22 protein-coding genes and 1 riboswitch are annotated in these 24,384 nt (G+C 62.1%); of the genes, 10 read left to right on the plus strand and 12 right to left on the minus strand.

Annotated features, from left to right (window positions below):
• Positions 1–24: 24 nt before the first annotated feature.
• Positions 25–783, minus strand: a complete 759-nt coding sequence (locus JHD73_RS06965) for a GntR family transcriptional regulator (RefSeq protein WP_199029131.1) — start codon at positions 781–783, stop codon at positions 25–27.
• 390 nt (positions 784–1,173) lie between these two features.
• Here JHD73_RS06965 and uraH point away from each other — a divergent pair, with 390 nt between their 5' ends.
• The 5 genes from uraH (at position 1,174) to JHD73_RS06990 (ending at position 6,514) form a co-directional block, all read left to right on the plus strand.
• Positions 1,174–1,527, plus strand: coding sequence for a hydroxyisourate hydrolase (gene uraH, locus JHD73_RS06970; RefSeq protein WP_199029134.1), 354 nt, complete (start codon positions 1,174–1,176; stop codon positions 1,525–1,527).
• Between the two features lie 17 nt (positions 1,528–1,544).
• On the plus strand, positions 1,545–2,813 hold the full coding sequence (locus JHD73_RS06975; RefSeq protein WP_199029136.1) for a urate hydroxylase PuuD: 1,269 nt from the start codon (positions 1,545–1,547) through the stop codon (positions 2,811–2,813).
• 270 nt (positions 2,814–3,083) lie between these two features.
• Positions 3,084–3,518 (plus strand): hypothetical protein, encoded by a 435-nt coding sequence (locus JHD73_RS06980; RefSeq protein ID WP_199029138.1) that lies wholly within the window; start codon positions 3,084–3,086, stop codon positions 3,516–3,518.
• 130 nt (positions 3,519–3,648) lie between these two features.
• Complete coding sequence (locus JHD73_RS06985; protein WP_199029140.1) at positions 3,649–5,751, plus strand: hypothetical protein; 2,103 nt, start codon at positions 3,649–3,651, stop codon at positions 5,749–5,751.
• Positions 5,752–5,764: 13 nt separating this feature from the next.
• Positions 5,765–6,514, plus strand: coding sequence for a hypothetical protein (locus tag JHD73_RS06990; RefSeq protein ID WP_199029142.1), 750 nt, complete (start codon positions 5,765–5,767; stop codon positions 6,512–6,514).
• A 202-nt stretch (positions 6,515–6,716) separates the two neighbouring features.
• On the opposite strand, the gene JHD73_RS06995 is transcribed toward JHD73_RS06990, so the two are convergent.
• From JHD73_RS06995 to xdhA, 6 genes are all read right to left on the minus strand, one after another.
• Entirely contained in the window at positions 6,717–7,286 is a 570-nt protein-coding gene (locus tag JHD73_RS06995; protein WP_199029144.1) for a TMEM165/GDT1 family protein, read from the minus strand.
• Between the two features lie 100 nt (positions 7,287–7,386).
• Positions 7,387–7,614, minus strand: a riboswitch (yybP-ykoY riboswitch).
• A 13-nt stretch (positions 7,615–7,627) separates the two neighbouring features.
• Positions 7,628–8,962, minus strand: coding sequence for a guanine deaminase (gene guaD / locus JHD73_RS07000; protein WP_199029146.1), 1,335 nt, complete (start codon positions 8,960–8,962; stop codon positions 7,628–7,630).
• A gap of 27 nt (positions 8,963–8,989) precedes the next feature.
• Complete coding sequence (locus JHD73_RS07005) at positions 8,990–10,027, minus strand: adenosine deaminase (protein WP_199029148.1); 1,038 nt, start codon at positions 10,025–10,027, stop codon at positions 8,990–8,992.
• A 2-nt stretch (positions 10,028–10,029) separates the two neighbouring features.
• Complete coding sequence (gene xdhC / locus JHD73_RS07010; protein WP_199029150.1) at positions 10,030–11,064, minus strand: xanthine dehydrogenase accessory protein XdhC; 1,035 nt, start codon at positions 11,062–11,064, stop codon at positions 10,030–10,032.
• A 20-nt stretch (positions 11,065–11,084) separates the two neighbouring features.
• Complete coding sequence (xdhB, locus tag JHD73_RS07015) at positions 11,085–13,451, minus strand: xanthine dehydrogenase molybdopterin binding subunit (RefSeq protein WP_199029152.1); 2,367 nt, start codon at positions 13,449–13,451, stop codon at positions 11,085–11,087.
• Between the two features lie 23 nt (positions 13,452–13,474).
• A complete protein-coding gene (gene xdhA / locus JHD73_RS07020) occupies positions 13,475–15,001 on the minus strand; it encodes a xanthine dehydrogenase small subunit (protein WP_199029154.1) in 1,527 nt (508 codons plus the stop codon).
• A gap of 225 nt (positions 15,002–15,226) precedes the next feature.
• Here xdhA and JHD73_RS07025 point away from each other — a divergent pair, with 225 nt between their 5' ends.
• Positions 15,227–16,171, plus strand: a complete 945-nt coding sequence (locus JHD73_RS07025) for a LysR substrate-binding domain-containing protein (RefSeq protein ID WP_021195021.1) — start codon at positions 15,227–15,229, stop codon at positions 16,169–16,171.
• A 42-nt stretch (positions 16,172–16,213) separates the two neighbouring features.
• On the opposite strand, the gene JHD73_RS07030 is transcribed toward JHD73_RS07025, so the two are convergent.
• The gene (locus tag JHD73_RS07030) at positions 16,214–16,972 is read right to left on the minus strand and encodes a substrate-binding domain-containing protein (protein WP_233176818.1); all 759 of its coding nucleotides are present in this window, start codon (positions 16,970–16,972) and stop codon (positions 16,214–16,216) included.
• A 249-nt stretch (positions 16,973–17,221) separates the two neighbouring features.
• On the opposite strand from JHD73_RS07030, the gene JHD73_RS07035 reads away from it, so the two are divergent.
• The 4 genes from JHD73_RS07035 to JHD73_RS07050 all read left to right on the plus strand — a co-directional run bounded on the left by JHD73_RS07035 (position 17,222) and on the right by JHD73_RS07050 (position 22,000).
• Complete coding sequence (locus JHD73_RS07035) at positions 17,222–18,322, plus strand: substrate-binding domain-containing protein (RefSeq protein WP_199029158.1); 1,101 nt, start codon at positions 17,222–17,224, stop codon at positions 18,320–18,322.
• Positions 18,323–18,387: 65 nt separating this feature from the next.
• A complete protein-coding gene (locus tag JHD73_RS07040; protein ID WP_199029160.1) occupies positions 18,388–20,922 on the plus strand; it encodes an ABC transporter permease in 2,535 nt (844 codons plus the stop codon).
• Between the two features lie 27 nt (positions 20,923–20,949).
• Positions 20,950–21,354 carry a group II truncated hemoglobin gene (locus tag JHD73_RS07045; RefSeq protein WP_199029162.1) on the plus strand — a complete coding sequence of 135 codons (405 nt, stop codon included), beginning with the start codon at positions 20,950–20,952 and terminating at the stop codon, positions 21,352–21,354.
• Between the two features lie 67 nt (positions 21,355–21,421).
• Positions 21,422–22,000 (plus strand): DUF924 family protein, encoded by a 579-nt coding sequence (locus JHD73_RS07050; RefSeq protein WP_199029165.1) that lies wholly within the window; start codon positions 21,422–21,424, stop codon positions 21,998–22,000.
• 12 nt (positions 22,001–22,012) lie between these two features.
• Here JHD73_RS07050 and JHD73_RS07055 read toward each other — a convergent pair whose 3' ends face one another.
• The 4 genes from JHD73_RS07055 to JHD73_RS07070 form a co-directional block, all read right to left on the minus strand.
• The gene (locus JHD73_RS07055; protein ID WP_199029167.1) at positions 22,013–22,597 is read right to left on the minus strand and encodes a TIGR00730 family Rossman fold protein; all 585 of its coding nucleotides are present in this window, start codon (positions 22,595–22,597) and stop codon (positions 22,013–22,015) included.
• Positions 22,594–23,313, minus strand: a complete 720-nt coding sequence (locus tag JHD73_RS07060) for a TetR/AcrR family transcriptional regulator (protein WP_199029169.1) — start codon at positions 23,311–23,313, stop codon at positions 22,594–22,596. Before JHD73_RS07060 ends, JHD73_RS07055 begins: the two co-directional genes overlap by 4 nt.
• Positions 23,314–23,462: 149 nt before the next feature.
• Positions 23,463–23,915: a diacylglycerol kinase gene (locus tag JHD73_RS07065; protein WP_199029171.1), complete on the minus strand. Its 453-nt coding sequence runs from the start codon at positions 23,913–23,915 to the stop codon at positions 23,463–23,465.
• A 12-nt stretch (positions 23,916–23,927) separates the two neighbouring features.
• A partial coding sequence (locus JHD73_RS07070; RefSeq protein ID WP_199029173.1) for a glycosyltransferase occupies positions 23,928–24,384 on the minus strand: 457 nt, incomplete at its 5' end.

Here is a 24,384-nt window from a genome sequence, read left to right on the forward strand (position 1 = left end):
AATACAGCAAAACCGGTCCTAGACTTAGCCTTTCTCGCCGCTGCCGCGCGGGCCCAATACCGAACGCAGATCGAAATCAGCGGGCGCCTCCGGGCGCACGCGGTCCGCGCAGCATTGCAAGTGCTGGGCCATGTGGGCCTGGGCAGCACTGGCGTCACCGCGCTCCAGTGCGTTGAGGATGTCGAGGTGCTCGTCGAACGAGCAAGCGTTGTTGCCCGGGGCTTCGACGCTGGCGATCATCAGCGTGGTGCGCGACACCAGTCGCCGCATCATTTCGACCACCAGCGGGTTGCCCGACTGCTCGGCCAGCGCAACGTGGAACTCGGCCGAGAGGCGGATCCAGCGTGGGCGATCGTGCGTCACGAAGGCCTGGCGCTCCTGCTTGACGAGTTCCATCAGGGGCGCGACGGTGGCCTTGGGGTTGGCACTGTTGCCAACCTTGTCAAGCACCGCGCGCTCGAGGATCTGGCGCAGCTCGAACATGGCGTGCGCTTCGTCGATGGAAGGGGCGGCAATGAAGGCGCCGCGGTTCGGTTCCAGATCAACCAGGCCATCGGCGGCCAGTTGGGAGAAGACCTTGCGCACCGTGTGGCGTGCGGTGGCATAGATTTCGCAAAGCGCATGCTCCGTCAGCTTGGTGCGCGGAGGCAGACGGTGCTCCATGATCGCATCGTAGATCTCGTGGTACATCCGCTCTTCAACCGACATGCGCGTTGCTCCCGATGCTTTGGCGCCAGGCTTGGACGTCGTTTCTGTGGAGACCAGCTTGAGATTCTTGGACATGGCAGACCTGTCTTTCAGTAGTGCAGCGCCGCATAAGCTGCTGCGAAAATCTGTTGACAATTATTCGTGGGCGCCTTCAATATTGTCAACAAAATGCGTTCAGGAATCCGACAAACTAGGGAAATCCCTGTTTCGAGTCCGGTCTAGGGACACGGCGGAAGCACGGAGTCGGACCCCGAACGAGCGACGGCTTTGCCGGTTTGGCATGTCCCCTCCAGTCTGGGTAACAGGCATGGGCGGCAAGCGTAAACCGGCTGGACGCGCGCCGGGATGCGTGCTCAGCACGTACCGAGCGGGCCCCGACGCCAGCCCTTGTCACGCAAGGGTTTGGCGCGAGGTGCAAGTGGAGGCAGCGGCGCTTCTGAAAATTCGAACTACAGAGGAAGACAAATGGGACGCTTGACTACCCATGTGCTCGACACCGCTGCAGGCACGCCGGGTCAAAACCTGGCGATCGCTCTGTTCAAGATTGTCGACAATCAACGCCAACCGGTGAAATCGGTTCGCACCAATCACGATGGCCGTTGCGATGCGCCGCTGCTGGAAGGCGACGCGCTGCAGACCGGCGTCTATGAGCTGGACTTCGCGGTGGGCGACTACTACCGCGCAGCCGGCGTCAAACTCCCCGAGCCCGCGTTCCTGGACGTGGTGACGCTGCGCTTTGGCGTGGCCGATACCAGCGCGCACTACCACGTGCCGCTGCTGGTGTCGCCGTGGTCGTATTCGACCTATCGCGGTAGCTAACAGGGCAGGGAGTCATCATGGAAGGCTATATCCTCGACTGGGCCAACTTGCTCTTGCGTTGGCTGCACGTGATCGTCGCGATCGCGTGGATCGGTTCGTCGTTCTACTTCGTCTGGTTGGATAACAGCCTGACCAAGCCGACCGCACCGGACCTGAAGGACAAGGGCGTCGACGGCGAGCTGTGGGCCGTGCACGGCGGCGGGTTCTACAACCCGCAGAAGTACCTGCTGGCACCAAAGCAACTGCCGGATCATCTGCACTGGTTCTACTGGGAGTCGTACTCCACCTGGATGTCGGGCTTTGCGCTGCTGACGGTGGTGTACCTGTTCAACGCCAACGTCTACATGATCGACCGCAACGTGTTCGACATGTCGGCGGCGACGGCGGTGCTGCTGGCGCTGGGCTTCCTAGTGGTTGGCTGGCTGGTGTACGACACCATCTGCCGCGTGTTCGGCAAGAACGACCGCGTGGTGGGCATTCTGGTGGCGATCTATGTGGCGCTGGCTGCGTTTGCGGCATGCCACCTGTTCTCGGGCCGCGCAGCATTCCTGCTGATCGGCGCGATGATCGCGACCATCATGAGCGCCAACGTGTTCTTCTGGATCATCCCGGGGCAACGCAAGGTGGTGGCCTCGCTCAAGGCTGGCGAGAAGCCGGACCCGATCCACGGCAAGCGCGGCAAGCAGCGCAGCGTGCACAACACGTACTTCACGCTGCCGGTGCTGTTCGCGATGCTGTCGAACCACTACAGCATGACGTACGCGTTCAAGTACAACTGGGCTGTGCTGATTCTGATCATGGTGGCTGGCGTGCTGATCCGTCAGTTCTTCATCCTGAAGCACAAGGGCGTGGTGAACTGGGCCTATCCGGCAGCCGGCGTTGCAGTGCTGCTGGGCGTGGCGGTGTGGCTGGCGCCGGTGCAGCGTCCGGCAGCCCCTGTGGCAGAAGCACCGGCAGCGGTAGTGCCCGCAGCAGCGGCAGAAGGTGGTGCTTCTGCACCTGCTGCAGCCGCTCCGGCAGCCGCTGGCGGTTCGGACTTCGCCAAAGTACAGGCAGTCGTTACCGCGCGGTGCTACCAATGTCACTCGGCGCATCCTACTCTGATGCCTTCTCCGGCTAAGGGCGTGTTGCTCGATACGCCGGACCAGTTGTCTGCGCACGCACAGCTCGTCTACCAGCAGGTGGTGCAACAGAAGCTGATGCCGCTGGGCAACGTCACGAACATCACCGACGACGAGCGCACGATCATCGCCAAGTGGTTTGAAGGCGGCGCCAAGACCAACTGAGGCGCTTGCCAGAGCAAGAGCAACAACAGAAACGGTTTATCGGAGCATGTCATTCGTTCCCTAGCGGGTGACATGACCGGTGAGGGTTGAACGGGGCTAAGGCCCCGTTTTTTTTCGTCTGGACGAAATCGAGTTGCAACAGCCGTTACCGACTCACCGTCATTCGCAAAATTTGGTGCCACGAGCTGCCTGCGCCTTCTCGTTCTCGCTGAACCCAACTATGGTCAGCCTTCATCGCACATATGGGTTCATGAGAATTGGAGGTAAGCCATGGCAAGTAGCACTCCGACCAGTCCGCCAAGCGCGCCGCCACTTAAGCGCTTGCGCTTCACCTTCCCGCTGCGCCAGAAGACGCAAGACAACGGCGGCAAGGCTGCCGAATTCACCGACGAACGCGAACTCTACCGTCTGCTGGCTGAACACGAGGCGGGCGCCTATTTGGTTAGCAACAAGGGGATGTGGCACGGCGGCATCCATATAACCGAAGCGGGAGCGGGTCGTAAGCTTGATTTGCGGAGTGGCATTCGCTGCATCGCCGATGGGCACGTCATCGCTTACCGGCTCGATCGGAACTATCCCGTCAGTCAGGTACAGGTATCCGGTGGTGAGCCCATCATTGACTCGGCGTACAGCACCAGCTTCGTGCTCGTACGGCATGTCATGGAGTTCCCTAGGGACAGTCGGTTGACTTTCTACAGCCTCTAACTGGCCGATCCGTTTTGAAGTCACTGCGCACGCCAGTGACCGTCCCCATAATGGACCCGCCGGTCAAGCCTCGCCGCCCGAACACATTGGGTTGCGCGTGCGGACAGGCGCTGCCGCCAACAGTGCACCGGTGGCAATCCTGCCGCGAAGCGCGCAAGTCCGCATCGGCAAGCGAGAAAAAAAGTGGGGGCAAATCGTAGAGGCGGAAGGTGTCCAGCCCTATCCACCCAAGGCCGGCGGATACGTGTTCACGGCCGATCTGATTGGCAAATGGATTTACCTTGGCAAGAACACATTAGGACAACTGGAGGCCCGGAAGATACTGCCCGATGCCGCATTCGATCAGGTCGTGGTGATGCCTGAGCCTCACAGGGTTAGTGCAGGCGATCTAATTGGCCATCTTGGCCGCCACGATTCACTTAACCAGCGAACCTCTGATCGCATGGTGCACATCGAGGTGTTCTGTGGGGACGACATCAAGCCGTTCCTTCAGCAAGGGCGCGACTGGATCAACAACCATTCATTCCAGCCCAACGCTTGGAAACAGCTTGGAATGTCCAGCGAACCCACGATCCTGCGGGTGGGAAAAGGCACGAAGCTGTACAAGGCGCCCCTTCAGGAGGGCCAGGACGCACCTCGCACAGACGTCACCTTGGTTCGGACCTTTGCCGCACTAGCAAAGCATCCCGAGAACCGATATATGGAAACCACACCTGGCCCCGGCGACGGCCGCAAACTGAACTGGTGGAAAGTGAACGGCGCAAATATGCAGGGCCAAGACATCAGTGGGTGGGTGCGCGAGCAGTGCTTTGCAGGTGGCCGTGCAACGCGTGAGTTCGCGCAGTCGTGGATCGATTTCGAGACCATCGAAGATATGCACGACCACACGCATACGGTGTTTGCTACCACCGAGGCATATATCGACTACGCGATCGAGGCCGACGTACCTAGTCGGCCCTCGCTAGGCAAGCTTGGCCCACTGATGGCGAAGGTCTACCGCGCAGTGTTCTCTACTGGAGACGGCAAGTACGCGGCGGACCAACTGTGCCTCGGGGGGCGAAGCATGCCTGGCCACTATCCGTGGGACATGGAGCGGATGTCGCGGTTGATTGTTAAGCACGAGAGCGAGTGGGCAAATCCGGGCAAGTGGAGGCAGTTGGTTGAGGCAATGGAAGCGCGCACGCAGTCCCTGTCGCATCATGAAGCGGAACTCAAGCGCATTGAGACGCTGGCGTGGTGGGAGGAGGTGAAGAAAGGCGTACCGAATCTACCTGGGCCAGCCGTGTTCCACATTCACCCGGTGGCGTTGGTGGGGAATTTCTTGTTGAGACAAGACGATTGTGAGTGCGGGTGTTGCTTTGAGAATAAATTTAAAGTCACTCGACTTGGCTCACAGTATAGCCCTGTTTTCTGGGGGAATCGACCTTTGGGAAAATCGGAAGTGATTTCGAAGATGTTGGCTGATGAAGTTATCAGTGAAAGCGAACATCGAATATTAATTGCGATGTCCAGAAACGAAGGTAATCTGGATGCGGTCCAGTCTTATGACAGCGAGGTTCTAACGGCTGGGGCTATGAAAAAAGCCATCAACCCCGAGGGGCGTGGTGAATTTTCTATACAGGTTTCTGAGTTCAAAGAACAAAACAAGGAGGAGTACGCGCGACTCTTTGAGAGGTGCGGATGGACAGTGGAGGGCAGTGGTCAGGCCGCAAAGATGTTCTACGAGCATCCCCATTTGACGCTTGGCCAGAAGCTAATCGGGAGGCAGCTAAAGCAAATTATTAGACAAGATTGCTCGCAGCAAAACTTTGGTCAGTCGGTTGGGAATACTCCTTTGGCTGTGATAGCGAATGCGATTACGGATCCATCTTTCGAGTCCAAGCAAGTTATGGATTTTATTGATCGACTTAGAAAACAGATTCTTCCAAAGAGGCCAGTCAACTATCAGTACACGGTTGCGTCCTATTTTTCATCGGATCTTGGCCGAGCAACAGCGCTCGATCAACATGTAAACAGGCCCGCATTCGTGCTGCGCGACATCGGTAGGGCACTTGACGGGCTTTTCGCAGCGCACCCATCCGCGCCTCGAAACCCAGAAGACTGGCTGGAAAATCGCACGGAATACGAGCGAGAGTTAATTGAGCGATACGCTCATATTCGAGTCATGGCTGTGGTTAGCGGAACTTCTGTTTCTCCTGCGCGATATGCAGCTCTGAAGGCAAAACTCTCCTAGTTGGTAAGAAGATATGGAAATTACGCGAGCATTTATTTCTATTTCATGCGCAACACTATTGATTTTCTGTCAAGCTAGTGCTTCTGATGAAATTGTGAAATTTAAAAATGGATCATCCTTGGAGTTTTCTTCTCCTGCTCGAAAGAATCCAAGGACAAATGATTTTGAATCAGGGTGGGCGACTGCTACCTTTTCGATGAGTTCAGGAAATAAAATTGTCCTCTTTGAAAAAGAGTCTCTATCTCCGGTTGGTGGTGTCGTTTATCAGAACGTGCATAACATGCGTATATCACCGTCTGGAAATTATGCTGTTTTGGATGTTCTTAGAGTTGGTAGGCTACAGGTGGCCTCAGATCAAGAGTCAACAATCGATAGCCGGCAATACTGCCCAGCGCTGGAGACAAACACGGGCTGCATAGTAAGTATGAACACCGGTGGGCTATGTGGAGGTGCGTGGAATGCAAGCAAGGATGTTTGGAGTTCGGGCGCCGACAGTGATGAGAATGACAATGAAATTATGCTTAGAAATAAGGATTTTCCAGTCTCGGCCAACCAAATGTGGAGTGACTTCAATAAGGTAAGAGCTCTGAAGTTGACGCTGAAGGAAGCAGTATTTGCGAACCTCGGGGCTGTCAACACGCTAGCTTGCGACCCGCCGAGCAAAAACAACCAGAGCGCTTATCAAGCGATTGCCAAACAGCTAAGAGTGGAGGGTGACATCGGCAGTGCTAAGAGCATCGAAGATGCTCTTAAGCGTCGATAGTAGAGAGGAGCTCCAAGCGAGAAGCGTAACAACGCAACCTGTGCTCAAGAAACCACGATGCGTGCGCCTATCCTGCACGCATCGTTTCTGACCGCCGCCATGCCTTTCTAATCTTGGATGCCAAATCAGCGAAAAGATCAGAAGATCCGGAGTGGCTGTATGGCTCAAGCGTTGTTGTATGGCATGAAGGCTATTTATTGCCTTACTTGCCAACGCCCAACAACGCCAACACCCCCAGCACCCAAAAGATCAACGCTGCAATCCGGTGCACCAGCTTGATCGGCATGCGTGACGCGAACTTGTTGCCCATCAACACTGCCGGCACATTGGCCAGCAGCATGCCGATGGTCGTGCCAGCCACCACAGAAACCACGTCGTTAAAGCGCGCTGCCAGTGCCACGGTGGCGATCTGCGTCTTATCCCCCATTTCCGCAAAGAAGAACGCAACGATGGTGGTGCCGATGATGCCCAGGCCGCGCGTGTCTTTCGGTGCCTCTTCGTCGTCGAGCTTGTCCGGGACAAGCATCCAGCCGGCCATGGCGATAAAGGCGGCGCCAAGAATCCAGCGCAGCACGTTTTCACCGAGCACATGCGTAATCCAGCCGCCGACGGCGCCGGCGAGCGCGTGGTTGACTAGCGTGGAGACGAAGATGCCGATGATGATCGGGACCGGCTTGCGAAAGCGCGCAGCCAGCAGGATCGACAGCAGTTGGGTTTTGTCGCCGATTTCAGCGAGCGCGACGATGCCGGTGGAGACGAGGAAGGCTTCCATGTTGTGGTGGTGTCCGGGCCGTATGCGAACCAATGACGCACCGCTGCCGGCCCTATCCGCAGAGGTGTGTCATCGGTCTCGCCAGGCGCGTCACCGTCGAATCCACACCCGATCCTACTGCGCAACCCGATCTTGAACCTGCGATGCTCACCGTACCCATGTACGGTTGCGTTTCTCGGTCCAACCTCGGGCTGCTCGCTACGGATCGTGAGCAGATTCGGGTGCGGCTGACCACGCCATAACCGTCAGTCATTGCGACGACGGTCAAGTCTGTTGACGTGGCCCCCAGGGTATCGACCCCGGGCGGCTACTCCCCAATGGAAGCGTGGATTATAAGTGGATCAGGCGTTGGCGCCAACCGCAAACTTGGCCGGCTCGCCTTGGATGTACGTGGCGGATACGGCACGATCTTCGCCCAGCAGCGCGAGCGAGAACAGCAGTTCTTCCAGCGTTTCCGAGCGCGCGTTGCGGCGTGCCAGCAACGGCGTGGCGGCTGGGTCCAGCACGATGAAATCGGCTTCCGCTCCCGGGACGAAGCTGCCGATGCGGTCTTCCCAGCCCAGTGCCTCGGCGGCGCCGCGCGTGGCCAGGTAGAACATGCGCAGTGCGGTCAGGTGATAGCCACCCATGCGCGCAACCTTGTGCGCCGTACCCATCGTGCGCAGCATCGAGAACGAGCTGCCACCGCCCACGTCGGTGGCGAGCGTCAGCGCCAGGCGGTGTGCATCATTCTTGTGGAAGTTATACAGGCCGCTGCCCAGGAACAGGTTGGACGTGGGGCAGTGCGCCACGGCAGCGCCGGATTCCGCCATGCGTTGGCGATCACTGTCGTCCAGCCAGATGGCGTGGCCGTAGAAGGCACCCTTGCGCAGCAGGCCGTAGCGGTCGTACACGTCCAGGTAGCTGCGTGCGTTCGGGAACAGCTCGGCCACCCACTTCACTTCGTCCGGGTTTTCGGCAACGTGGGTCTGGATGAAGACGTCCGGGTACTGCCTGGCCAACTCGCCGGTGGCCGCCAGCTGTGCTTCGCTCGAGGTGGGCGCGAAGCGCGGCGTGATGGCGTAGGCCAGGCGATCCTTGCCGTGCCAGCGCGAGATCAGATCCGCCGAATCACGTGCGCCGGATTCCGCCGTGTCTTGCAGGTATTCCGGGCAGTTGCGGTCCATCATCACCTTGCCGGTAATGAGGCGCATGCCGCGCTGCTGCGCTTGGCTGAACAGCGTCTCGGCGGAGCCGCGATGCACGGTGCTCCACACCATCGCGCTGGTCGTGCCGTTGCGCAGCAACTCATCGAGGAAGAACGAGGCGACGCCCGCGGCGTACTGCTCGCTCTCGAAGCGGCGTTCTTCCGGGAAGGTGTACGTCTCCAGCCAATGCAGCAGCCCAGGCGACGGGGAGGCGATCATGTCCGTCTGCGGGAAGTGCACGTGCGTATCGATAAAGCCCGGCACGATCAGCTTGCCGCTGTAGTCGTGCAGTTGGGTACCAGCGGGGAGGTTCTCGCGCAGAGCGGCGTAGTCGCCAGCTTGCACGACTTTGCCCCCCATGACCACGAGCAGGCCGTCTTCCCAATACTCATAGGCATCGCGCTCGCGATACTGCGGATCGTGCAGGAAATGCAGCACACGGCCGCGGTACGCGTGAACGGTGTTGGAAGTCGGAGGCATGGTGGTCATCTTTGTTTCGTGGGCGCGGTGTGTGATTTAGTGCGTGTGCTTCCAGTGGTCGTCGACCTTGGCAAGCCACATCGTTTTGTCCTGCTCGGGCAGGAAGGACGCCTCGAAGCTGTTGCGCGCGAGCGCATGGGCGTCGGCGGCGGACAGGTTCAGGGCGTTGAAGGTGGCGAGCCAGTTGGTGTTCATGTAGCCGCCAAAGTAGGCTGGATCGTCGGAGTGCAGGGTCACTGCGCATCCTGCGTCCAGCAATTGCTTGAGCGAGTGATCGCGCAAGTCGGGGTAGACCTTCAGTTTCTCGTTCGACAGCGGGCAGACCGTCAGCGCGATGCGCTCGGCGGCGAGGCGCTTGACGAGTGCGGCATCGTCGATGGCCCGTACGCCGTGGTCGATGCGCTCCACGTTCAGGATGTCGAGCGCGTCGATCACGTATTGCGCCGGGCCTTCTTCACCCGCGTGGGCGACCAGGCGCAGGCCGAGCTTCTTGCACTCGGCAAACACGCGCGCGAACTTCTCCGGCGGGTTGCCGCGCTCGGACGAATCCAACCCCACACCGATGATCCGGTTGGCCGGGTCCTGGATGTAGGGCAGGGCGGCTTCCAGCGTGGCGAATGCTTCTTCCTCGCTTAGGTGGCGCAGGAAGCAGAGGATCAGCAGGCTGGAGAACCCATGCTCGCGCTCCGCGTCATCCAGCGCGCGGACGATGCCGTTGATGACCACGTGCATCGGCACGTTGCGCGCGGTATGCGTCTGCGGGTCGAAAAAGATTTCGGCGTGACGGACGTTGTCGGCAAGCGCACGCGCCACGTAGGCGGCGGTCATGTCGTAGAAGTCCTGCTCGGTGAGCAGCACGCTGGCGCCGGCGTAGTAGAGGTCGAGAAACGATTGCAGATCGTCGAAGGCGTAAGCCGCGCGCACTTCTTCAACGGAGGCATACGGCAGCTTGACGCCGTTGCGCTCGGCCAGCGCGAACATCAGTTCGGGTTCGAGCGAGCCTTCGATGTGGATGTGCAGTTCGGCTTTCGGGCTGGTGGCGATGCGTTCTGCAAGGGTGGGCGAGAGCGGCATAATCAGACGGGTGTGGGGACGCGGTAAGGGACCGCCGCTCCACCGCTGGCTGTGGTGAGCGCGTGCTGCTGAAGCTCACGCACCTGCAGGAGTTGGGCGACGACGGATACTGCAATGATATCCGGCGCCTTATCCACGATGCCTGCCACGCCAATCGGGCACACCATTTCCGGCAAGCGTGCCGGGTCCACACCGTGCTCCACCATGCGGTGCTCGAAGCGGGCGCGCTTGGTCTTGGAGCCGATCAGGCCGAAGTAGGCAAAGTCCGTGCGGCGCATGATGCGTTCGCACAGAGCGAGGTCCAACGCATGGTTGTGCGTCATGACCAGGAAGTAGCTGCCGGCAGGCGCGTTGTCGATCACGGCTTCCGGCGTATCGGTGGATTCGATGACGACGTTCGGCGGCACTTCCGTCGGGAACGGGAACATCGCATCGCGTTCGTCCACCCACGTCACGCGGCAGGGCAGGTGCGCGAGTGCGCGCACGATGGCGTGGCCGACATGGCCGGCACCGCACAGCACGATCGACATGTCGGGTGGCAACACCGTTTGGGTGAAGCCGCTGGCGTCGAGCGTAACGCCTGCTGCTGCCGCATCACCGATCGTTGCTTCAACATGCATAGCCGCGTCTGCGGAGACAAAACGGCGCAGGCTGCGGCGCTGGCGCATGGCGTCGTCGGCCAGGGCGATCCACTCCGCGTCACGTGCGTCGAGGTGCTCCAGCGACAGGCGTACTACGCCGCCACAGCACTGGCCCAATGCCGGGCCGAGTGGAATGCGAACGAACTGGCGGCGGGCGTCGCCAATGGCTTGGGGTGCATCCATCATCGCTTGCGCGATTTCCATGGCACGCCATTCGAGATGGCCACCGCCGATGGTGCCGAAGAACCCGTCGGTGCACACCAGCATGAGCGTGCCCGGCTCGCGTGGGGCGGAGCCTTGCACGTCCGTCACCGTGACCAGCACGCACGGCTGCCCCGCTTGCACGGTGGCAAGCACGTCGGCAAAACGGAACGGGCGCAGTTGCGTGTGGTCCATGACGGTCTCCGTACTTCGGCTCAAGCGGACAGCGGGGCGCTGCGGATGGCGTCGACGGCCTTGAGGATTTCCTCGCTGGTCGCCGGGGCGTTCAGCGGCGGGTTGGTGCGGCCATCACCCACGGCGGCCACTGCATCGCGGATAGCAAAGAACACCGAGAACGGCAGCAGCAGCGGCGGCTCGCCCAGCGCCTTGGAGCGGTGGATGCTGTCTTCCACGTTGGCGTTGTTGAACAGGCGCACGCGGAAGTCCGGCGGGCAGTCGTTCACGGTCGGGATCTTGTAGGTGGACGGCGCGTGCGTCATCAGCTTGCCGTTCTTGTTCCACCACAGTTCTTCCGTGGTCAGCCAGCCCATGCCCTGGATGAACGCGCCTTCCACCTGGCCGATATCCAGCGCTGGGTTGATGGAGCGGCCGGCGTCGTGCAGCACGTCAGCGCGCAGCAGACGCCATTCGCCGGTGAGCGTGTCCACCACTACTTCCGACACGGCGGCGCCGTACGCGTAGTAGTAGAACGGACGACCGTTCAGCTTGGACTGATCCCAATGCAGCTTGGGCGTGGCGTAGAAACCGTCAGACCACAATTGCACGCGGGCAACATAGGCTTTGTTGATCAGCTCGTTGAACGGTACGCGGCGTGCGCCAATCTCCAACTGATCGCCCACGATGGCGACGGTCTCGACGGGCACTTCGTAGTGTTCTGCGGCAAACGCGATCAGGCGTGCGCGGATCTGGCGTGCGGCGTCCTGCGCGGCCTTGCCGTTCAAGTCGCTGCCGGTCGATGCCGCCGTGGCTGACGTGTTGGCCACCTTGCTGGTGTCCGTTGCCGTCACGCGAATGCGGGTGAAGGCCACACCCAGTTCGTGTGCGACCACTTGCGCGACCTTCGTGTTCAGGCCCTGGCCCATTTCGGTGCCGCCGTGGTTCACGAGGATGGAGCCGTCGTTGTACACGTGCACAAGCGCGCCGGCCTGGTTGAAGTGCTTCACGTTGAACGAGATGCCGAACTTCACGGGCGTCAGCGCCAAGCCGCGCTTGAGTACCGGGCTCGTTGCGTTGAATGCGCGAATCTCTTCGCGGCGGGCGCGGTAATCGGACGTCGCTTCCAGTTCGTCGAGCAGTTCGTGGATGACGTTGTCTTCCACGGTCTGGCCATAGGGCGTGACGTTGTTCTTGTCCTTGCCGTACAGGTTGGCGCGGCGCACGTCGAGCGCATCCTTGCCGACCGAGCGCGCGATGTTGTCTATGATGTACTCGATGGCAAACGCGCCCTGCGGGCCGCCGAAGCCGCGGAACGCGGTGTTCGACTGCGTGTTGGTGCGCGCGCAGAAGCCGTCGATCTCCACGTCCGACAGCCAGTAGGCGTTGTCGAAGTGGCAGATGGCACGCGTCATCACCGGGCCGGACAAGTCGGCCGAGAAACCGGCACGCGAGGTCATGTCGCACGTGATGCCGAGGATGCGGCCGGTGTCGTCATAACCGGCTTCGTAACCGAAGCGGAAGTCGTGACGCTTGCCGGTGATCATCATGTCGTCGTCGCGGTCCGGACGCAGCTTGACCGGGCAGGCGAGCTTCCACGCGGCCAGCGACGCGCAGCAGGCAAACAGGCCCGATTGCGATTCCTTGCCGCCGAAGCCGCCGCCCATGCGCCGGCATTCCACCAGCACCTGGTTGGCGTGCCACCCCAGCATGTGCGAGACCATGTGCTGCATCTCGGTCGGGTGCTGCGTCGAGCACCACACGTGCATGCCGTTGTCTTCCTTCGGCACCGCGTACGAGATCTGGCTTTCCAGGTAGAACTGTTCCTGGCCACCCAGCGACATCTGGCCGGCTTCCGAATGCGGCGCAGCGGCAATGCGCTCTGCCGGTTCACCGCGTTTCAGATGCATCGGCGGCAGCACGGATTTGCCGGCGGCGCGGGCGTCTTCCGGCGTCAGCAGCGCGGGCAGGACTTCGTATTCGATGTTACCCAGGCGTGCTGCACGGCGCGCCGCATCGTGCGACGTGGCCACCACGATGAACATCGGCTGGCCGATGAAGTGCACCGTGTCGGTCGCCAGAATCGGATCGTCGTGGATGATCGGGCCGCAATCATTGGTGCCCGGAATGTCCGCCGACGTGAACACGGCCACCACACCCGGCGCTGCCTTCACGCGGTCCAGATCCATGTTGACGATGCGCGCATGCGCTTGCGTGCTCATGCCGAGTGCAGCGTGCAGCGTGCCGGCCAGCTCGGGGATGTCGTCGGTGTAGGTGGCGGTGCCGGCAACGTGCAGGTGGGCGGACTCGTGCGGGCGCGAGATGCCGACTACAGCACCGCGCTGATCAGGAATGGCCGCCGCAATATCGGCTTCCGCCAGCAGGAAGGCCTCGGTTTGCTTGTTCATACGATGTCTCTTTGCAGTCGGACTTAGTTGACGCTACCTGCAGCGGTGAGGGTATTCAGTTCGACCGCACGCACATTGATCTGTTCGGGCGTGAGCGGCGCGTCGGTACGGGTTTCCAGCCAGAAGCGGTACACCGTGTTGGCCGCCGAGATGCGGCGGTAGTTGTCGGTGGCACGCATATCGGTCAGCGGCGTGTAATCACGCGACATGGCTGCCATGGCAGCACGCACGGTCGCTTCGTTCCACGGCTGGCCGGTGATGGCGGCTTCGGTTTCGGTGGCGCGCTTGGACGTTGCTGCCATGCCGCCGTAAGCGATGCGTGCGCTGCGCACAATGTCGCCGTCTAGCTCGATGGCGAGTGCTGCGCACACGGCCGAGATGTCTTCGTCAAAGCGCTTGGACAGCTTGTACGTGCGGAAGCGCATGGCATCGCGACCTTCGCGCACCGGAATGCGCAGGCCGGCCACGAATTCGCCTTCTTCCATCGCGTTCTTCTGGTAGGCGAGGTAGAGGTCTTCGAGCGGCAGTTCGCGACGCACTTCGCCACGCTGCAGCACGACGCGCGTGCCGATAGCGATGAGGGCCGGTGCCGAGTCACCAATCGGCGAGCCGTTGGCGATGTTGCCACCCAGCGTGCCGGCGTTGCGGATCGGCAGTGAAGCAAAGCGCTTCCACAGCTCGGTCAGCTCGGGGTAGTCCGCGGCGAGGAAGTCGTAGGCCTTTTCCAGCGAAACGGCAGCGCCGATTTCGATCCAGCCGTTGCGCTTTTCCAGTGCGTACAGGTCGGCCACCTGACCGATGTAGAGGATGTCGCCCAGCTCACGGAACTGCTTGGTGACCCACAGCCCTACGTCGGTGCTGCCGGCCAGGATGCGGATGTTCGGGTGCGCGGCCTTGATGGCGGCGAAGGCTGAGGCGGTGCGCGGGGCGTAGAAGCGCGGCGCATTCTCGGTGCCGACAGGGGCGTAGCTGAAGGTGTCCTTGCGCTGGATGTTGCGCAGCGTCTCGGCCAGTTGCGTGCGGTCGATGCCAGCCGGGGAGGGCAGCTCGAACATGCGCTCGCCCGCGTCGATGATGGGGCGGTAGCCGGTGCAGCGGCACAGGTTGCCAGTCAGCGAATCGCAGATGGCCTGGCGCGAGGGGATGGGCGCCTCGTTGCCGGTGTTCTCATACAGCGCGTAGAGCGACATCACAAAGCCCGGCGTGCAGAAGCCGCACTGCGAGCCGTGGCACTCCACCAGGGCTTCTTGCACGGGGTGCAGCGTGCCGTCCTTGCCGCGCACGTCTTCCACAGTGAACAGTGCCTTGCCGTCGAGCGTGGGCAGGAACTGGATGCACGCGTTGACAGCCTTCAGGCCGACGCTGCCATCTTCCTGCAGCTCACCGAGCACCACGGTACATGCACCGCAATCGCCCTCAGCACACCCTTCCTTGGTGCCTGTGCAGTGTGCGTCTTCACGCAGGTATTGAAGCACCGTGCGGGTGATCGGGGCATCCGTGACGGTGCGCACCTGGCCGCGGTGAAAGAAGCGGATGGGCTGAGTCTCCATGGGGTTTTACGCCTGTTTGTGTGTGTAACGGAACCATAGCACCGGGCCAGGAATGCAATATTTGGCCCATGTGATAACCCGCATCGGAAAGCCAAAATCCGGGGTATACCCGCCGGTAGTGGTCTGGCGGCGCGATGTACAAGTGACATACACTGACAGCGTCCCCCTCGCACGTTTTATAGACGGTACGGCGCTGCCCCCTTCGCCACCCATTCTCGCCTCCAGATGCACGGCAAAGATCACCTCGATACCTACCTCCTGCGCGTCCTGTACACGCTGCTCACCGAGCAGAGCGTGACGCGTACGGCCGTCAAGCTTGGCCAGTCGCAACCGGCCATCAGCAACACGCTCAAGCGCCTGCGCGAGATTACCGGCGACGCCATCCTCGTGCGTGGCAAGAACGGCATGGTGCCGACCGAGCGCGGCCACGACCTGCTTGCACTGGCCCAGCAGAGCCTGGAGGCGATGGAGCGTATTGCGCGCCCGTCACAGGAGTTCGATCCGGCCAACACAACACGCACCTTCCACCTGGGCGCACCGGATTACCTCGACGCCTTTTTCCTGCCGAACATCGTGGAGCGCCTGCGCAAGCAAGCACCGCAGGCCAAGCTGGTGGTGCACCCGCTCAATGCCGGTGTCGACTATTTGGCGGCGCTGGAGCAGGGCGGTATGGATCTGGTGATCGGCAACTGGCTTTCGCCGCCCGAGCATCTGCACATTTCGCCGCTGTTCGACGATGAAGTCGTCTGCATGCTGGGTGCGCAGCACCCGCTGGCGCGCAAGGGGATCTCGCTCAAGCACTACGTGGAGATGCCGCACCTGGCACCCGCGCCGTACGCTGTCATGCAGCGCAGCATGATCGATCAGGCACTTGCAGAGCAAGGGCTTAAGCGCCAGATCCAGGTGTCGCTGCCGTACTTCGGGCTGGTGCCGTACGTATTGATGCGTACGGATCTGGTCTTCACAACCGGCCGCCAGTTTGCCGCGCATTGTGCGCAGTACCTGCCGATCCGCATTTTGCCGACGCCCATGGCGTTCCCGAAGATGCGCTTCTACCAGCTCTGGCACGAGCGCAGCCATGCCGCGCCCGATGTGATGTGGCTGCGCCGGATGATCGGCGAAGTGGCTGCTGAGCTGCCGCAGCATCCGCAATTGGAAACGGCAGCCTGAGCTGCCGTCCTGTCCCAGAAAGACGTTCCGCACGCAGCGCGATTATTTCCCGCTCGCCAACGCCTTCCCGTAGTTCGGGAAGAACACCTGCTCCCCGTTCACCTTGAAATCGGCAATGGCCTGCTGGCCGGCGGGCGAGGTGATCCATTCGATCAGCTTGGTCGCATCCACATAGTTCGTGCTGGGGTATTTCTTCGGGTTCACGGCGATGATGCCGTACGGGTTGAACATACGCGGGTCGCCGGCCAGCACGATGTCCAGGCCCGTCTTGGCGCGGTAGGCACCGTAGGTGGCGCGGTCGGATAGCGTGTACGCGTTCATCTGCGCGGCCATGTTCAGCACTTCACCCATGCCCAGGCCTGCGCTCACGTACCAGGGCTTGCCCTTCGGCTCAATGTTGGCGGTCTTCCAGTAGGCTTTTTCCATCACATCGGTGCCGGAGTTGTCGCCACGCGAGATGAACTTGGTGCCAGCCTTCTCGCCGGCGCTGGCGATGGTCTCCATGCCCTGAATCACGTTCTTCTGGCCGCGGATGCCCGCCGGGTCCGCCGTCGGGCCGACGAGGATGAAGTCGTTGTACATCACGTCACGCCGGTCGATGCCGCCGCCCGAGGCCACGAAGGCGTCTTCCAGTTGGCGGGCGTGAACCAGCACCACGTCCACGTCCCCCGATTCCCCCAGTTTGACCGCCTTGCCGGTGCCAACGGCAATCACCTGCACATGGATGCCGGTGGCCGCCTCAAACTTGGGCAGCAGCACCTTGAGCAAACCGGAGTTTTCCGTGCTGGTGGTGGTAGCCATGCGGAGATCGCCTGCATATGCAGCGCTGGCAAAAGTGAGGGCCAGGCACGCAATGGCTGACAGCCGAAGGGTTTGGAGCAATCCGGGCATGTGGTGAGCAGGATGTAAGAGGCGTGGACGCTTTATGTCGGATGTTGCATGATGGCGGCAACATTGAGGCGGTCGGCAGCCACGATGCGCCCGCCCCGGGAAATGACGGGAATTGTTCTCCGGGAGCATGAGCGAAGTAAATAGGAAATCACAAACATAATGACGTTCCAGTTTGAGGTGTTCCCGGTGGTTGGCGCGGACGACAATCCGCGCGCCAACGGCAAGGTCTTTCAGTTGCTGCGGGCGGTGCGTGAAACGGGGTCGCTGCACCGGGCAGCCAAGCAGGTGGGGTTGTCGTACCGGCACGCATGGGGCGTGATGCGCTCATGGGAAGAGATGCTCGGGCGGGCGCTGCTGGATATGGAACGCGGTCGTGGGGCATCGCTCACGCTGTTTGGCGAGCGGATGCTGCGTGCGGAGATGCGCCTGCGCGAGCAGCTGGACCCGGCCGTGCGCCAGGCCATGGGCCAGTTCATGGCGGAGCTGGAAGACGCCTCGCAATCGCAAACGCGCATTCGCTTCTCGGGCAGTCATGATCCGGCGGTGGAAGTGCTGGCCGAGACCTTTGCGCATGAAAGCCAGGCTTCGCAGCTCGATACCGTGTTCTGCAGCGCCGTGGAAGGACTGATCTGCCTGCAGGAGAAACAGTGCGAGGTGGCTGGCTTCTATGTGGCGCCGCAACAGGGCGCTGGCTCACTTGCCCATCAGACGCTGCGCAAGTGGCTGCGTCCGACCGCCGTGCGCCTGATCGCCCTGGCCGATCGGGAGCAGGGGTTGATGATGTCGCCGGAGTGGGCGGGGCGCGTGCAGTCGCTGCAGGATCTGGCCCGGACCCAGGCACGTTTCATCAACCGTCAGCGCAGTTCGGGCACGCGCTTGCTGTTCGATCAACTGCTGGTGGCGGCCGGGTTGTACCCCGATCAGATCAACGGTTACGACGAGCAGGAGTTCTCCAGCGACAAGATCGCCGTGGCCGTGCAGGAAGGGCGGGCGGATGTCGGGTTTGGCCTGCGCCCCGGTGCGCAGGCCCACGGCCTGCATTTCGTGCCGCTCACGCGTGAGACGTACTACCTGGCGGTGCGCCGCAATGACGCGCTTGCCTCGTGGGTGCGCGAGCTGATCGAGCGCATCGGTCAGCCGACGTTCCGTGAAGGCCTGAGCCATCTGGCGGGATATCGTGCGACGGAACACGTTTCGTTGCTGACAGCCGACCAGGCGCTCCCTTGGCACGCTGAGGACGCCCGCGCGCTGGCCCATTGAAGTCGTGCGAACATGGCGTGGTTTGCGCGATCAATGACGATATGCGCCCCATCCATGTTCTGCCCATGTCACGTTTTTCCGTCTGGACTCAAGCCCTGCGCATGCTGCGCCGCGACTGGCGCGCCGGCGAGCTGAACCTGCTGCTTGTTGCGCTGGTGTTGGCCGTGGCCGCGCTGGCCTCTGTCAGTTTTCTGGCTGACCGCATGCACGCTGGTCTGGAGCGCGATGCGCGTCAATTGATCGGCGCAGATGTGCTTGTGGTGTCTGATCAGCCGCTGCCAGCCGACATCGAGGCGCATGCGCGCGCCAGTGGCCTGGAGGTGACGCATACCGCCACCTTCCCCAGCATGGCCAGCACGCTCACCAACGGTGCTTCCGGCGAGCCAGCATCGCAACTGGCGGCCATCAAGGCGGTGGATGCAGGATACCCGCTGCGTGGCACGCTCAAGGTAAGCGGCGACGGGCGCGATACCGTTGGTGCGCCTATCCGCGCCATTCCTTCTGCGGGCACGGTGTGGGTTGACGCGCCATTGCTTGAAGCCCTGGGCTTGCGCGTGGGCGATGCCATCCGCCTGGGCACGCGCACCTTCCAGATCGCCCACGTCATCACGCAGGAGCTGGACCGCGGTGCCGGCTTCATGAACTTTGCTCCACGCGTGATGCTGCCGATGGCCGATCTGGCTTCCACCGGCCTTGTCACTTACGGCAGCCGCGTCACGTATCGTCTGCTGGTGGCCGGGCCTGATGCCGCTACCATCGCCTTCCGCAACTGGACCGAAAGGGAACTGAAGACACGCCAAGTACGCGGCGTGCGCATCGAGTCTTTGCAGAACGGCCAGCCGCAGATGCGCGAAACACTGGATCGTGCCGAGCGCTTCCTCTCGCTCGTCGCCTTGCTCGCCGCGATGATCGCGGCCGTGGCGATCACCATGGCGGCGCGCCGCTACACCGCACGGCATACCGATGCGGTGGCCATCATCAAGTGCCTCGGGCTGCGGCAGGGGCAGATTCTCGGGACGTTTGCGCTGGAGTTCCTGTGCATCGGCGTGTTGGGTTCGCTGGTGGGTGTGGCGCTGGGCTATGGCGCGCACTGGCTGCTGCTGGCCTCGCTGGGCGATCTGGTGACGGTCTCGTTGCCGGCGCCGTCTGTGTGGCCGGCAGCGGTGGGGGTGGCGGCGGGTCTGGTGCTGCTGGTCGGCTTTGCCGTGCCGCCGTTGCTAAGCCTGGTGCGCGTGCCACCGCTGCGCGTACTGCGACGTGACGTGGATGAGCGTGCTATCGCTGCGTGGGTGGGCTATGCGCTGGGGGCGGCCGCATTCTTCGCGTTGCTGGTGGTGTCGGCGCGTGATGTGAAGCTGGGGGTGCTGACGGCGGGCGGGTTTGCTGGCGCCATCCTTGTCTTTGCGTTGCTGGCGGCCGGCGGGCTGCGCGCGTTGGCGGCGTCCCTCGGGCGCGGTCGTGCGCTGGGCGTCGGCTGGCGTTTTGCGCTGGCTGTGCTGGAGCGCCGCCGCGGCGTGAGCGTGCTGCAAACCGTGGCGCTGGCTGTCGGGCTGATGGCACTGCTGCTGCTTGCCATGACGCGCAATGACCTGATCCGCTCTTGGCACAACGCCACGCCGGCCGATGCGCCCAACCGCTTCATCATCAATATCCAGCCTGACCAGATGGAGGCGGTGTCGCAGGTGCTGGCCCGTGCGGGAGTGGCCGATCCCAAGCTTTACCCGATGGTGCGCGGTCGCCTGACGCAGGTGAATGGTCAGACCATCGGCCGAGAGACGTATGCGGAATCCCGTGCGCGTAACCTGGTCGAGCGCGAGTTCAATCTGTCCTACGCGACCGAGCAACCGCCTGAGAACCGCATCATCGCCGGCCAGTGGTTTGGCGGGCAGAAGCCCGAGGCGTCGGTGGAGGAGGGCATCGCCAAGACGTTGAATCTGCACCTGGGCGACGTACTGCGTTTCGATGTCGCCGGGCAGACGGTGGATGCGCCCATCACGTCATTGCGCAAGCTCGACTGGAGCTCGATGCGCGTGAATTTCTTTGTGATCCTGCCGCCCGTGGCGCTGCACGACATGCCGCAGACCTACGTGACGGCGTTCCGCATTCCGGCAGGACAGGCTGATCTGCCGGCCAAGCTGGTGCGCGAGTTCCCGAACCTGACGGTGGTGGATACCGAGCTGATCCTGCAACAGGTGCAAGGCGTGTTGGATCAGGTGACGGTGGCGGTGGAGTTCCTCTTTGTCTTCACGCTGGCGGCGGGTGTGCTGGTGCTGTATGCCGCGCTATCCGGTTCTCGCGACGAGCGCTTGCGCGATGCTGGCGTGTTGCGCGCGCTGGGTGCGAGTTCCGGCATTGTGCGACAGACGCAGTATGCCGAGGTGCTGATCGTGGGCGGCCTGGCCGGGTTGATGGCGGGTGTGGGTGCCATCGCCATTGGCTGGGTGTTGTCGGCGCATGTGTTCGACTTCCCATACCGATTCAACCCGGCGATCTTGCCGGTGGGCATCGTGGGCGGCATGCTGTGCGCCTTTGTCGGTGGCTGGCTGGGTTTGCGCGATGTGCTGCGACGCCCAGCCATGGCAACGCTGCGCGATGCCTGATCGTTTTTTTGATGTGATTGACGCTGTATGACTGAAGCAACTTCCGGCCAGGAAACCCTGGCCTTCGATCTGATTGGTGGCGAGGCGCGTGTGCGCGAACTCGTTGATCGCTTCTATGACCTGATGGACCTCGAGCCGGCGTTTGCCGTGCTGCGCGGAGTACATCCCCCCAGCCTTGATAGTGCGCGCGACAAGCTGTTTTGGTTCCTGTGCGGCTGGCTCGGCGGCCCGAACCACTACATCGAACGTTTCGGCCACCCGCGCTTGCGTGCGCGCCATTTGCCGTTCGAGATCGGCACGCAGGAGCGTGACCAATGGATGCGCTGCATGGCGCTCGCGATGCAGGACGTTGGCCTGGACGAAGCGCTGCAGATGCGCCTCATGCAAGCCTTTTGGCAGACCGCCGACTGGATGCGCAATGTGCCGCGCTGAGGTGTCACCGTAAGGTGTCGCGCTAAGCGCACGTCACAACACAAGAACAACCTGAGGAGACAGCCGCATGATCGGTTTGCCTACTGCTGACGATGTGCTCGCGTTCTGGTTTGGCACCACGCCGCTCACCGCCGATCGGCCTGAGTGGTTCACCAAGTCCGACGCCTTCGATGCCGAGATCCGTGCGCGTTTCCTGCCGTTGTGGGAAGCGCTGTCAACCGGCGAAGCCGACACGTGGATGGACACGCCGCTGGACGCGATTGCGCGCATCGTGGTGCTGGATCAGTTCTCTCGCAACATGTTCCGCAACAGCCCGCGTGCCTTCTCCAGCGACGCGGCGGCACTGCACACCGCGCAGATCGTCGTGGCCGCCGGTTGGGATACCCAGCTCCCAACACGCTATCACCGCGTGTTTTGCTACCTGCCGTTCGAACACAGCGAGACGCAGGCTGCGCAGGACGAATCGATCCGCCTCTACACCCGCCTGCGGGACCAAGAGGGCGACGCAGCGTCGCTCATCTGGGCAGAGAAGCATCGGGACATTGTTGTTCGCTTCGGGCGCTTTCCGCATCGCAATGCGGTTCTCGGGCGCGTGTCCACGCCCGAGGAGTTGCAGTTTCTGGCCCAGCCCGGGTCGTCTTTCTAGGCCGCTTGCTGCTTAGGTGCGCTCGCGGCGTTCCGACCATTTGTCGACTGTCTCGCGCGGTGCACGCGAGAGCATGTCGATCAGTTCGGCCGGATTGTCGCTTACGTGCAGCAGGTCAGCGTGGTGGCGCTTGAGGAAGCCTTCTTGCACGGCGTGGTCGATGAAGGCCAGCAGCTTGTCATAGAAGCCCGCTACGTTCAGCAGGCCGATCGGCTTGTTGTGATAGCCGAGCTGCAGCCACGTGAAGGTCTCGAACAATTCTTCGTAGGTGCCCACACCGCCGGGCATGGCGATGAAGGCATCCGCACGGTCGGCCATCATCTGCTTGCGCTGGTGCATGCTGTCGACGATGTGCAGCTCGGTCAGTTCCTTATGGCCGACCTCCTTGCGCACCAGCGACTTGGGGATGATGCCCACCACGGGGTTGCCGCCGTGCAGCACCGCATCCGCCACGATACCCATCAGGCCGACGTTGCCGCCGCCGTAGACGAGCGTGAGGCCGCGCTTGACCATCTCGTTGCCCAGCGCAATGGCGCCGGTCTTGTACTCCGGGCGCTCGCCCGGGCTGGAACCGCAATAGACGCAGATCGATTTCATTTTGCAGGGGTGGTGGTGCCGGGGGCGCCTAGTGTACCGACGGGCGGGTCGTTGCTGCGGCTGACCGCGAGCAGATCGAAGGCCCGCCGCGGCTTGCCGCGCAGGTAAGGCGCGAGGATCGACAGGATGTGGTAACTCGCGCCGTGGAGGTGGTCACGGATTGCGTTCTGGTCGTTGTACTGGCGCGGGTGCTGCACGAACTGGAACGACAGCCAGTAGGTGGCGATCACCACGATGTTGGTGCAGATCGCGTCGACTTGTTCTGCCGTGGCTTCCATTTCGCCGTCTTCAATGAACTGGTGGCAGATGTCCATCGCAAAATGGCGCTTCTGCTCAACGATGCGCTTGAAGTTCAGCTCCAGCATGCGGTTGCGTGCCAGCAGATCGTTGATATCGCGGTACAGGAAGCGGTAGTTCCACAGAAACTCCGACATGTACTGCAGATAGCCCCAGGTCTCGTCCAGCGTAGCCTTGTGGTCATCTGGCAGCTTCAGGCGACGCGCGATCTCCTGCTCGAACTGCACGAAGATCGAGTTGATGATGTCGTCTTTGTTGCGGAAGTGGTAGTACAGGTTGCCGGGGCTGATCTCCAGCTCTTCGGCAATCGTCGTGGTGGTGACGTTGGGTTCGCCCAGCTCATTGAACAGGCGCAGCGATACTTCGAGGATGCGATCGCGCGTGCGGCGTGGGCCGGTGGAATGCTGCTTGGTTTCCATTGAACTGCCAAGGCCGGTGGCCCTGTCTCCGTGGCGTGTGTGTGCCCGGATTATAAAAGATCGTGCTGCAGCAACGACTCCCCACATAAAGCGGGACTAGATGCTGCCAAACGTTGACGTGGCGTGTGCGCGGGTAAGCCCCTATCCCCCTAGTGCACCAGCGACGCCACCCACGGCCAGGCAATCGCCACCCACGTCCCCACGCAGAGCAGCAGGGCCAGCATGACCGCTGCGCTGCCGAAATCCTTGGCGCGTTTGGATAGCCCGTGCTGCTCCAGCGAGATGCGATCGACAGCCGCTTCCACGCTTGAATTGAGCAACTCGACGATCAGCACCAGCACCAGCGTGCCGAGCATCAGGATGCGTTCCACCACGGTGGCGGGGATGACGAACGCGCACGGCAGCAGGATCGCGCACAGCGTCAACTCCTGGCGGAATGCGCTTTCCTCGTCGATGGCGAAGCGGATGCCGCTGATTGAGTTCTTGAGCGCGAACCAGGCCCGCGTGATGCCCCGGTTGCCCTTGTGCGGGTTGTCGGCCGGCGAGTAGGCGCCCGCCGCGGGTGGCGGAGCTGGACGCTCAGGCGGCGTTGTCGGCTTCATTGAACGCAAGGCTTAAGCGCCTGTGGCAGTCGAGGGTTGAGCGGTCTTGGCATCGCCGGATTGTACGGCCGGCATCGGGCGCAGGTGCGCCAGGAACTGCTCGGAGGCTGCGCGCCACGAGAACTTCTCGGCATGCGCACGCGCTGTGACGCGATCAATGCGCAGCGCTTCCAGGCAAGCTTCGCGCAGGTCTTCGCGCAGCGCACCGGCCGGCGAATCGCCCAGCACGTCGATCGGGCCCGTCACCGGATAAGCCGCCACCGGCAACCCGCTGGCGAGCGCTTCGAGCAACACCAGGCCAAACGTATCCGTGCGGCTCGGGAAGACGAACACGTCAGCCGAGGCGTACACCTTGGCCAGTTCCGGCTGCTTGAGCACACCCAGGTAGTTGGCGTTCGGGTACTTCGCCTTCAGACCGGCCAGCGCGGGGCCTTCGCCCACCACCCACTTCGAGCCGGGCAGGTCGAGT

Source organism: Ralstonia sp. ASV6, from assembly GCF_016429285.1.
Classification (GTDB): Bacteria; Pseudomonadota; Gammaproteobacteria; order Burkholderiales; family Burkholderiaceae; genus Ralstonia; species Ralstonia flaminis.